The 10,762-nt window shown below is 65.2% G+C and carries 13 protein-coding genes and 1 pseudogene; 13 read left to right on the top strand and 1 reads right to left on the bottom strand.

Annotated features, from left to right (window positions below; translation table 11 throughout):
* On the top strand, positions 1-258 hold a 258-nt coding region (locus L630_RS0119720; RefSeq protein ID WP_024849914.1), incomplete at its 5' end, for a DDE-type integrase/transposase/recombinase.
* Positions 259-263: 5 nt separating this feature from the next.
* On the opposite strand, the gene L630_RS0119715 is transcribed toward L630_RS0119720, so the two are convergent.
* Entirely contained in the window at positions 264-836 is a 573-nt protein-coding gene (locus L630_RS0119715; RefSeq protein ID WP_024849913.1) for an adenylate kinase, read from the bottom strand.
* Between the two features lie 212 nt (positions 837-1,048).
* Between L630_RS0119715 and trbB the strand changes: the two genes are divergently transcribed.
* From trbB to L630_RS0119655, 12 genes and pseudogenes are all read left to right on the top strand, one after another.
* Positions 1,049-2,029, top strand: a complete 981-nt coding sequence (gene trbB, locus L630_RS0119710; RefSeq protein ID WP_024849912.1) for a P-type conjugative transfer ATPase TrbB — start codon at positions 1,049-1,051, stop codon at positions 2,027-2,029.
* Positions 2,026-2,358 (top strand): TrbC/VirB2 family protein, encoded by a 333-nt coding sequence (locus L630_RS0119705; RefSeq protein WP_024849911.1) that lies wholly within the window; start codon positions 2,026-2,028, stop codon positions 2,356-2,358. Before trbB ends, L630_RS0119705 begins: the two co-directional genes overlap by 4 nt.
* A complete protein-coding gene (locus L630_RS0119700) occupies positions 2,358-2,639 on the top strand; it encodes a VirB3 family type IV secretion system protein (protein ID WP_024849910.1) in 282 nt (93 codons plus the stop codon). The genes L630_RS0119705 and L630_RS0119700 overlap by 1 nt, the downstream gene beginning before the upstream one ends.
* A gap of 10 nt (positions 2,640-2,649) precedes the next feature.
* Complete coding sequence (gene trbE, locus L630_RS0119695) at positions 2,650-5,142, top strand: conjugal transfer protein TrbE (protein WP_024849909.1); 2,493 nt, start codon at positions 2,650-2,652, stop codon at positions 5,140-5,142.
* Positions 5,139-5,918, top strand: a complete 780-nt coding sequence (gene trbJ / locus L630_RS0119690; protein WP_024849908.1) for a P-type conjugative transfer protein TrbJ — start codon at positions 5,139-5,141, stop codon at positions 5,916-5,918. The genes trbE and trbJ overlap by 4 nt, the downstream gene beginning before the upstream one ends.
* A 14-nt stretch (positions 5,919-5,932) precedes the next feature.
* The gene (gene trbK-alt / locus L630_RS0119685; RefSeq protein WP_024849907.1) at positions 5,933-6,199 is read left to right on the top strand and encodes a putative entry exclusion protein TrbK-alt; all 267 of its coding nucleotides are present in this window, start codon (positions 5,933-5,935) and stop codon (positions 6,197-6,199) included.
* Positions 6,200-6,201: 2 nt separating this feature from the next.
* Complete coding sequence (gene trbL / locus L630_RS23505; RefSeq protein ID WP_245263817.1) at positions 6,202-6,894, top strand: P-type conjugative transfer protein TrbL; 693 nt, start codon at positions 6,202-6,204, stop codon at positions 6,892-6,894.
* Between the two features lie 21 nt (positions 6,895-6,915).
* Positions 6,916-8,082, top strand: a complete 1,167-nt coding sequence (trbG, locus tag L630_RS23500) for a P-type conjugative transfer protein TrbG (protein ID WP_024849906.1) — start codon at positions 6,916-6,918, stop codon at positions 8,080-8,082.
* On the top strand, positions 8,079-9,215 hold the full coding sequence (locus tag L630_RS0119670; protein WP_024849905.1) for a TrbI/VirB10 family protein: 1,137 nt from the start codon (positions 8,079-8,081) through the stop codon (positions 9,213-9,215). Before trbG ends, L630_RS0119670 begins: the two co-directional genes overlap by 4 nt.
* 2 nt (positions 9,216-9,217) lie before the next feature.
* Positions 9,218-9,433 (top strand): DUF2274 domain-containing protein, encoded by a 216-nt coding sequence (locus tag L630_RS0119665; RefSeq protein WP_024849904.1) that lies wholly within the window; start codon positions 9,218-9,220, stop codon positions 9,431-9,433.
* Positions 9,434-9,523: 90 nt separating this feature from the next.
* Positions 9,524-10,288, top strand: coding sequence for an aminoglycoside nucleotidyltransferase ANT9 (locus L630_RS0119660; RefSeq protein WP_024849903.1), 765 nt, complete (start codon positions 9,524-9,526; stop codon positions 10,286-10,288).
* Positions 10,289-10,553: 265 nt separating this feature from the next.
* Positions 10,554-10,762 (top strand): annotated as a pseudogene (locus L630_RS0119655) (IS6 family transposase); the annotation flags it as partial.

Here is a 10,762-nt window from a genome sequence, read left to right as displayed (position 1 = left end):
CGGCTCCAGAACAGATCACGACGCGGTCTGAAACCCATTCGCATCCGCCAAAGCGCCTACCTCAACAATCGCATCGAGCAGGATCATCGGGCGATCAAGCGGCGCATTCGTCCGATGCTTGGTTTCAAGTCAACGAAGAGCGCTCGCGTGATCCTGGGCGGGATCGAGATGGTTCACATGATGCGCAAACAGCAGGGGAAGTATGCCCGCAATCCGCAGCCATCACTGGCCGAGCAGTTTGAGTTGCTCGCCGCCTGAACGCCCTACCGAGCGACTGGCCCTTTCGCGTCTCCTCTCCAAGTTTGCGACACAACCGCCGCCAGCTCATCCGTCGGCCTCTCGCCTTTCAGCCTGAGAACCGGAACCGATTGCTGGCCGAGCCAGCGTTCATGCTGGGCAAGGCTCCGTCCGGAGAACTGCGGATCATCATAGCCCGATGCCCATTCCCGGAAGGCCAAATGCGCTTCATGCATATCGCCGCCAGGCAGGATGCGATCCCCGTGGCGCGCCGCCTCGCGCTGGTCGAGCCGTTGCAACCTGATGGCTGCAGGAGTGTAAAGGAAGACGATCAGGTCGATGTCATGGATCAGGGCGTCTCCCCATCCCATGAAGGAGCCGGTCAAAATCCATCCGTCAGACGCTTTTTGCCGTTCGGCGATCAGCCGCACGCGCTCCCCGGGTGGGCGCTTGATACTGAACGGCGGATCGGTCGGCATCCAGTAGAAATCGTCGACATCTATATGCGGTGTGCCAGTCCACTCTGACAATACCGCACCGAGTGTCGAGACGCCCGAACAGGACGCCCCCATTATGTATATTTTCGGGCTGATGTTCATTCGGTGCGATCCCGTCATCGTTTCCTGTCCTCATATCTATGCAGTTTGACCCGCTCAATAGTTCCGGGCCGAACCTGTCCTTTTTGCCGTCGATCACCGTATCCCGCCGCACGCGCGTAAATACTTGTTGAGGCAGACAAAAATCAGGTTCTTTTAATCGACCCCGATCCGGGGATCGCCTGTCGCGTCCCCGCCCAGACACCGGGGCCGACATGACCGCCAACCACCACAGACCGGAAGCCATCCAGCGCGGCGCGCGCATGTTGCGCACCGCGCTCGGGCCGTCCATTGCCCGGTTTCTCGAAGACCCTGCAATCATCGAGGTGATGCTGAACCCGGATGGCCGCATCTGGGTGGACCGGCTGTCGGAAGGGCTGGCCGATACCGGGGAACTACTATCGGCTGTCGATGGCGAACGCATCGTGCGTCTGGTCGCCCATCATGTCGGGGCGGAGGTTCATGCCCGCAGCCCGCGTGTCTCGGCCGAGCTTCCCGAGACCGGCGAGCGGTTCGAGGGGCTGTTGCCGCCCGTAGTCGTCGCGCCGGCCTTCGCCATCCGCAAGCCCGCCGTCGCGGTGTTCAGCCTCGACGATTATGTGGCCACCGGCATCATGACCGCCGATCAGGCCGCGACCCTACGGGCAGCCGTTTCTTCCCGCGCCAACATCCTCGTGGCGGGCGGCACCAGCACCGGCAAGACGACGCTGACCAATGCGCTGCTCGCCGAGGTGGCGAAGACGGCCGATCGCGTCGTCATCATCGAGGACACGCGCGAGCTGCAATGCGCCGCGCCCAATCTTGTCGCCATGCGGACGAAAGACGGCGTGGCGACGCTTTCCGATCTGGTCCGATCCTCGCTGCGCCTGCGCCCCGACCGCATCCCCATCGGCGAGGTGCGCGGATCGGAAGCCCTGGACCTGCTCAAGGCGTGGGGCACGGGACACCCCGGCGGCATCGGCACCATCCATGCCGGTTCCGGCATCGGTGCGCTACGCCGCCTTGAGCAGCTCATCCAGGAAGCTGTCGTCACCGTCCCGCGCGCGCTGATCGCCGAGACCATCGACCTTGTTGCCGTCCTTTCCGGGCGCGGTTCCGCGCGCCGGCTGGCCGAACTCGCCCGCGTCGACGGGCTGGGGCCGGATGGCGACTACCGCATCACCCCCGCGACCAGCCCAAAAGGAGACCCCGAATGATCCATCACGCCTCCCGTCTGTACCGCCAGCTCACCACGGCCGCCACCATCGCCGCGCTCGCCATGTTCATGGCTCCGGCGGCCCATGCCTCCGGCTCCTCGATGCCGTGGGAGCAACCACTTCAGCAAATCCTTCAGTCCATCGAGGGGCCGGTCGCCAAGATCATCGCCGTTATCATCATCATCGTGACCGGACTGACGCTGGCCTTCGGCGATACGAGCGGAGGGTTCAGGCGCCTGATTCAGATCGTGTTCGGCCTCAGCATCGCATTCGCGGCGTCGAGCTTCTTCCTGTCGTTCTTCTCTTTCGGCGGCGGGGCGCTCGTTTGATGGCGGGCGGTCTCGAACAGCTCGACGCCGTGCCGGGTTTTTCGATCCCGGTCCACCGTGCGCTGACCGAGCATATCCTGCTCGGCGGCGCACCGCGCTCGATCGCCATCATGAACGGGACGCTGGCCGGGGCAGTCGGACTCGGCCTGCGCCTCTGGCTGGTCGGCCTTACCATCTGGGCCATCGGCCATTTCGCGGCCGTTTGGGCGGCGAAGCGCGATCCGCAGTTCGTCGAGGTTGGGCGCAGGCACCTGCGCATCCCCGGCCATCTGGCGGCGTGAGGACGCGGTCATGATGAACCTTGCAGAATACCGCCGCACCGCCACACGGCTCGCAGATTATCTGCCATGGGCCGCGCTTGTTGCTCCGGGCATTGTGCTCAACAAGGACGGGAGCTTCCAGCGTACCGCGAGATTCCGCGGCCCCGATCTGGATTCAGCCGTTGCGGCCGAACTGGTCGCCGTAGTCGGGCGCATCAACAACGCCCTGCGCCGTCTCGGCTCCGGCTGGGCGATTTTCGTCGAGGCGCAGCGCAGCGAGGCCGCGACCTATCCCGACAGCACCTTTCCCGATCCCGCGTCGGCGCTGGTCGATGCAGAGCGCAAAGCCGGTTTCGAGGAAGCGGGCGCGCATTTCGTGTCCGGCTACTTCCTGACCTTCCTCTATCTGCCGCCCGCCGAGGAAGCCGCCCGCGCCGAAACATGGCTTTACGAGGGCCGCGAGAAAACCGGCGTGGACCCTTGGGAGCTGCTGCGCGGCTTCATCGACCGCACCGACCGCGTGCTGGCCTTGCTCGACGGCTTCATGCCGGAGTGCCGCTGGCTCGATGATGCCGGCACGCTGACCTATCTCCATTCCACCATATCGACCAACCGGCATCGCATCCGCGTGCCGGAAGTGCCGATGTACCTCGACGCGCTTCTGGCCGATCAGCCCCTCACCGGCGGGCTGGAGCCGCGCCTTGGAGACGCACATCTGCGTATCCTGACCATCGTGGAATTCCCGACCGCGACGACGCCGGGGGTTCTGGATGAACCGAACCGGCTTGCCTTTCCCTATCGCTGGTCCACCCGCGCCATCCTCATGAACAAGACGGAGGCAGCCCGGCTGCTGACGAAAATCAGGCGGCAATGGTTCGCCAAGCGGAAGTCCATAGCCGCGATCCTCAAGGAAGTCATGACCAACGAGGCATCGGCTCTCGTTGACACCGACGCCGCCAACAAGGCGCTCGACGCCGACATGGCGTTGCAGGAGCTTGGGGCGGACGTGGCAGGCATGGTCTATGTTACGGCCACCGTCACCGTTTGGGATGCCGACCCGCGCGTGGCGCAAGAGAAGCTGCGCCTGGTCGAGAAGATCGTTCAGGGCCGTGACTTCACCGCCATGGCCGAGACCGTCAACGCGGTTGACGCATGGCTTGGCAGCCTGCCTGGACACGCCTATGCCAATGTCCGCCAGCCGCCGGTCTCGACGCTCAACCTTGCCCACATGATTCCGCTGAACGCCGTATGGGCAGGGCCGGAACGGGACGAGCATTTCGGTGCGCCCCCTTTGCTTTATGCCAAGACCGAAGGCTCTACCCCGTTCCGGTTTTCCCTCCATGTCGGCGACGTAGGCCACACCCTTGTCGTCGGCCCTACGGGTGCGGGCAAATCCGTGCTGCTGGCGCTCATGGCGCTCCAGTTCCGCCGCTATGCGGCTAGCCAAGTCTTCGCCTTCGACTTTGGTGGCAGCATCCGCGCCGCCGCGCTCGCCATGGGCGGCGACTGGCACGACCTTGGCGGCGAGCTGACAGAAGGGGCCGAGGCGTCCGTCTCACTCCAGCCGCTCGCCCGCATCCACGACACCTATGAACGGGCATGGGCCGGCGACTGGATCGCCGCCATCCTCATGCGCGAGGGCGTCGCCATCACGCCCGAGGTGAAGGAGCATCTTTGGACGGCTCTGACTTCGCTTGCGTCCGCGCCGGTCGAGGAACGCACCATCACCGGCCTTGCCGTGCTGCTCCAGTCGAACGACTTGAAGCAGGCATTGCGCCCGTTCTGCGTCGGCGGTGCCTATGGCCGGCTGCTCGACGCCGAGGCGGAACATCTCGGCTCGGCCGATGTGCAAGCCTTCGAGATCGAGGGCCTTGTCGGGACCGGCGCAGCCCCGGCTGTGCTCGCCTATCTGTTCCATCGCATCGGCGACCGGCTCGACGGGCGGCCGACGCTGCTCATCATCGACGAGGGTTGGCTTGCGCTGGACGACGAGGGATTCGCCGGCCAGCTCCGCGAATGGCTGAAAACGCTGCGCAAGAAAAACACCAGCGTCATCTTCGCCACGCAAAGCCTGTCCGACATCGACGGCAGCAACATCGCGCCCGCCATCATCGAAAGCTGCCCGACCCGGCTCTTGCTGCCGAACGAGCGGGCCATCGAGCCGCAGATCACGGCCATCTATCGCCGCTTCGGCTTGAACGACAGACAGATTGAAATCCTCGCAAGGGCCACCCCGAAGCGGGATTATTACTGCCAGAGCCGCAGGGGCAATCGCCTGTTCGAGCTTGGCCTGTCCGAAGTCGGCCTCGCGCTCTGCGCCGCATCCGCGAAGTCGGACCAGACTCTCATTGCGCAGATCGTCGCCGAACACGGCCGCGATGGCTTCCTCGCCGCATGGCTGCGCGAGCGCGGCGTCGAGTGGGCGGCCGACCTGATCCCGAACCTCACCAATCTTGCCGACCGGCCGGAATCCGCCGCGCCGGCCCGGCTCGATACCCACCCCACACAGGAGAATCTTCCATGACCTATCCCAAGATCGTCGGGGCTTCGGCCCTCGCGCTGGCGCTCGCCGTGCCCGTCGCACTTTCGCCCATGCTGGCAAGCCCGGCCCATGCCCAGCTCTTTGGCTTCGGCCGCATCGTCTATGATCCGAGCAATTACGCGCAGAACGTGCTCACGGCAGCGCGCACGCTGGAGCAGATCAACAATCAGATTCAGAGCCTCCAGAACGAGGCGCAGATGCTCATCAATCAGGCCCGCAATCTGGCGAGCCTGCCGTATTCCTCGCTCCAGCAACTCCAGCAGAACGTCCAGCGCACGCAGCAGCTTTTGGGCCAAGCGCAGAATATCGCGTTCGAGGTCGGCCAGATCGACCAAGCGTTCCAGAGCCAATATGGCAACGTCTCGCTTTCGGCGACAGACGCCCAATTGGTCGCCGACGCGCGCGGCCGTTGGGAGAACACGGTCGGCGGTTTGCAGGACGCGATGCGCGTGCAGGCGGGTGCAGTCGGTAATATCGACAGCAACCGCACCGAGATGGCCGCCCTTGTCGGCCAGAGCCAAGGCGCGACCGGGGCGCTGCAAGCCACGCAGGCCGGCAACCAGCTCCTTGCGCTCCAATCGCAGCAGCTTTCCGACCTGATTGCGGTCATCTCGGCGAACGGCCGTGCGGACGCTCTGACCGAGGCCGAGCGCGCGACCGCCGCCGAACAAGGCCGTGAGCAGCGCCGTCGCTTCCTCACGCCCGGCAGCGGCTACCAGCCGGGCAACGCGCAGATGTTCAACAACGGCAACAACTGACCGGGAGGCTCGCCATGGACGGCAAGATGCTGGCCCGGCTCGGGGCCGTGGTGTTCGTCGCGATTGCCTTGACAGTGACCGCAATCGACATGGCGCGGAAGGACGAACCTTCCGCGCCACCCGCCGCGCCGGCCCTCCAGCCGCCCGCCGATCCCCTGCGCGAAACCCTGCGCCGCTGCCAGCGGCTCGGCGAGGCGGCAGCGAGTGACGCTGACTGCCTCGCCGCATGGGCTGAATCCCGCGACCGTTTCCTCGGCCGTGACCGTAGCGAGGCGCGCTGACCATGGGAAACACGGGCGTCATCGACAATTTCCTCGGGGTCTTCACCTCCTACATCGACAGCGGTTTCGGCCTGCTCGGCGGCGAGGTCGCCTTCATCGCCACGACGCTGATCGTCATCGACGTGACGCTCGCCGCCCTATTTTGGGCCTGGGGCGCGGATGACGACATCATCGCCCGACTGGTGAAGAAGACCCTGTTCGTCGGGGTGTTCGCCTACATCATTTCCAACTGGAACAACCTAGCCCGCATCGTCTTCGAGAGCTTCGCCGGGCTCGGCTTGATGGCGTCCGGCACCGGCTTCTCCGTCGAAGACCTGATGCGGCCGGGCCGCGTGGCGCAGACCGGCCTCGACGCCGGCCGCCCGCTGCTCGATTCCATTTCCGACCTGATGGGCTGGATCGCCTTCTTTGAGAACTTCATCCAGATCGCGTGCCTGCTGTTCGCATGGGCGCTCGTGGTGTTGGCCTTCTTCATCCTCGCCATCCAGCTTTTCGTGACCCTCATCGAGTTCAAGCTGACCACGCTTGCCGGCTTCGTCCTCAACCCCTTCGGCCTGTTCGGCAAGACCGCCTTCATGGCCGAGAAGGTCTTGGGCAACGTGGTGTCCTCCGGCATCAAGGTTCTGGTGCTCGCTGTTATCATCGGTATCGGCAGCACCTTGTTTTCGCAGTTCACGGCCGGTTTCGGTGGCTAGACCCCGAGTATCGACGACGCCATGGCGATTGTGCTCGCCGCGCTGTCGCTTCTCGGCCTCGGCATCTTCGGCCCCGGCATCGCCAACGGCATCGTCTCGGGCGGCCCGCAGCTCGGCGCGGGCGCAGCCGTGGGAACCGGCCTCGCGGCTGGCGGCATGGTGCTTGCGGGCGGCGCGGCGGCCGGTGGCGGGGCCATGCTTGCCGCGAAGGGCGGCGCTGCTGCCCTGTCCGGTGGAGCCGCGGCCGTTCGCGGAGGCGCAACGGCCGCGGGCGCGGCGACCGCTGCCTATAGCCTCGGCTCGCTCGGCCAGACCGGGGCGGCGGGCGTTGCCTCCGGCCTCGGCGGTGTCGCCCGAGCGGCAGGCTCGGCCGCCGTCTCGCCGCTCAAACGCGCAGCCTCCAGCGCAACATCCCAAGCAAGCGAAAGCGTCAAATCCAGCTTCTCCGCTGGCGCAAAGGCTGGCTTCGGCGCCATCCAGATATATCCGTGGTCGGAAGGCGCGCTCTATCAGGTCTATGCCGCAGTCGGGCAGATCACGACGATCGCGCTGGAGCCGGGCGAGAGCCTGACAGGCGCGGGGCCGATCGCGGCCGGCGACACCGCCCGCTGGATCATCGGCGACACCGAAAGCGGCAGCAGTGCGAACCGCCGTGTCCATATCCTCGTGAAGCCGACGCGCCCGGACATTTCCACCAACCTTGTCGTCACCACCGACCGGCGCACCTACATGATCGAGCTGCGCGCGCGGGAATCGCTCTACATGCCCGCCGTGGCATGGGCCTATCCCGCACCGCCGGCCGGCCAGCGCCAGACCGTTCCGGCCGCGCCCGTCATCCCGGCCGAGGCTGCGCGGAACTACCGCTATGGCTTGCAGGTGCAGGGCGACAGCCCGCCATGGCGGCCGGTTTCCGTCTTCGACGATGGCCTCCGCGTCTATGTCGTCTTCCCGCGCGGCATCGTGCAAGGCGAGATGCCGCCGATCTTCGTGCTCGGTTCGGATGGAGAACCGCAGATCGTCAACAGCCGAGTCCACCAGAACGTCTTGATCGTGGACCGCCTGTTTGGCGCGGCCGAGCTGCGCCTTGGCAGCGGCAATCGCCAGCAGACGGTCAGGATCGTCCGCATCAACCCGACGCAGGCGGCAGACGCGCAGCCCGCCAGCGCGACCGGAGGCTCCCCATCATGACAGACAACACCATCACCGATACCGCCGCGCCCATGCGATTGCGCGCCGAGCCGCCCCGCGTCACCCGCCTGTCCCGCAAGATGCTGGCAGGCGTCGGCGCTGTCGCCTTGCTAGGCATCGGCGGCGCACTGATCTACGCGCTCCAGACCCGCGATGCAGGACCGGGAGGCGAAGAACTCTATTCGACCGAGAACCGGCCCACGGCGGATGGCCTGTCCGGCCTGCCGCGCGACTATACCGGCCCGGTACTCGGCCCCGCGCTGCCCGGCGACCTCGGCCGTCCGATCCTCGACGCGCAGAACCGGGGACAGCCGGTCGCGCCGCCCGTCATGACGACGCCCGCCGTCGATCCCGCCGAGGAACGCCGCCGCGCCGAGGAAGAAGCCGCGCGCTTGAGCAATGTGTTTTTCCAGTCCGGCCCGCGCACGGGAGCGCCGGCAGGGACGGCCATGCCCGGCCTGGCCGGTCTCGGCCTCGGCGGACAGCCCGCGACGCAGAACCGGCACGCGGCGTTCCTCAATGGACCCGTGGACCGGCAGACCGTCGCCCCGGATCGTGTCACGCCGCCAGCATCACCCTACATCCTTCAGGCCGGAGCCGTGATCCCGGCCGCGCTTATCACCGGCATCAGGTCCGACCTTCCGGGCCAGATCACAGCGCAAGTGACCGAGAACGTCTATGACAGCCCAACCGGCTCGCTGCTCCTGATCCCGCAGGGAACGCGCATCATCGGCCAATATGATGATGGCGTGACCTTCGGCCAGCGCCGCGTGTTGCTGGTGTGGAACCGCCTGATCCTGCCGGGCGGCCGTTCCATTGTTCTGGAGCGCCTGCCCGGCGCAGACGCCAGCGGTTACGCCGGCCTTGAGGATGGTGTCGATTATCACTGGTGGGATCTACTGAAAGCCGCAGGGCTGTCCACGCTGCTCGCAGTCGGCACGGAGCTGGCGACCAGCGACGAGGACCGGCTTATCGGGGCCATCCGCGACGGGGCGCAGGATACCGTCAATCGGGCGGGCCAGCAGATCGTCCAGCGCCAGTTGCAGGTCGCGCCCACGCTGACCATCCGGCCGGGGTTCCCGGTTCGCATCATCGTAACCCGCGACCTTGTGTTCGAGCCGACAGGAGGTTGACCATGACCAGGCTGAAACTCGGCCCGCTGCCCGACGACAAGCCCGTCAAGGTGACGGTGGAGCTTCCTGCGCCGCTCCACCGCGATCTGGTCGCCTATGCCGAGGTGCTGGCCCGCGAGAGCGGCCAGCCCGCCGCCGATCCCGTCAGGCTGATCGTGCCCATGCTGGAGCGGTTCATCTCAACGGATCGCGGTTTCACCAAGGCACGGAGAAGGTAAAGTCAATACCCAAATATCCGTTTGGGGCAAGAAGCAGCCGACCATATGGTAGCCTTTCACAAACGGATCAAAGAGCGATTTAGAGGAATAATGGAGCAAACTGACCAGATACAAGCGACCCACGTGGCTTTGAGGCGTGTCCTTGGGGATGCACTGATTGCCGTGTATCTCCATGGATCGGCAGTCTCGGGAAAACTTCAGCCACAGAGCGATATCGACCTGTTGGTAGTTGTCGACCGGGACGTTACCAGCGATCAGCGCGATGAACTTCTGACAGAATTGATGCAGATTTCCGGTCGCCATCCGGCCGCGCCGGGAGGCCCCCGCTGCATCGAGGTCATCGTGTTCCGTCTGTCTGACTTGTCCGAAGACCGCTTCCCAATGCGTGCCGAACTTACATATGGCGAATGGCTGCGCGATGCTTTCGAGTCAGGCGAGAAGCCGATGCCTGCGCGTGATCCCGAATACACATTGGTTCTCGCACAAGCCCGACAGGAGGCCATTCCCCTGTCCGGGCCGGATCGGACCGAACTTCTGCCTGAGGTCTCGACGGACGTTGTTCGGCAGGCGATGCGCGATTTGCTTCCGGGATTGACGGATGGATTACAAGGAGACGAACGCAACGTTCTCCTTACGCTTGCGAGGATGTGGCGCACCGCCAGCGCAGGAGATTTCGTATCGAAGGGCGAGGCTGCTTTATGGGCGATCCCGCAAATGCCTGCCCAAGACGCTGCGATGCTGGACTACGCGCGCAGTGCTTACCTAGGCCAGATCATCGATGACTGGGGCAGCCGGCGCAACGATGCGAAGCTGCTGGCCGAGTATCTAAGTAACCGAGTGGTCGAATTGTTATGAGCGTCGAGGGCGCGTTATCGCCTACAATGCTCCACGTTCAACCTGTCCCACATTCCCGCTAGCGTGGCCTTATCGTGGTGGGGTGCCGCCAGCACACAGGTGCAATTGCGGCACGCTACAGGCCGCCGACTGCCCTCCATGGTTCGCATAATTCCGGGGTTTTGAACGCCCCGGAATCCACACCGAACCAAGGAGGATGGATCTGTTGCAAACTTTTCGGTAACTCAGTTCGGCGTACGCCTCCGGCACGCTCCGGGGGTGCAAGATGTTCAAAGGCCGCCATTTCGATCGCTCGTTGATCCTGCTCTGCGTCCGCTGGTATCTCGCTTACAGCCTGAGCCTGCGCGATCTCGAGGAGATGATGGCGGAGCGCGGCATCTCCGTCGACCACACCACCATCCATCGCTGGACCGTCCACTATGCTCCGCTCCTGCTGGAGCAGTTCAATCGGCGCAAGCGCTCGGTCACCGGCAG

Source organism: Aminobacter sp. J41, assembly GCF_000526635.1.
Classification (GTDB): domain Bacteria; phylum Pseudomonadota; class Alphaproteobacteria; order Rhizobiales; family Rhizobiaceae; genus Aerobium.
Note: the sequence above shows the minus strand (reverse complement) of the source record. Positions and strands in the feature narration are given on the sequence as shown.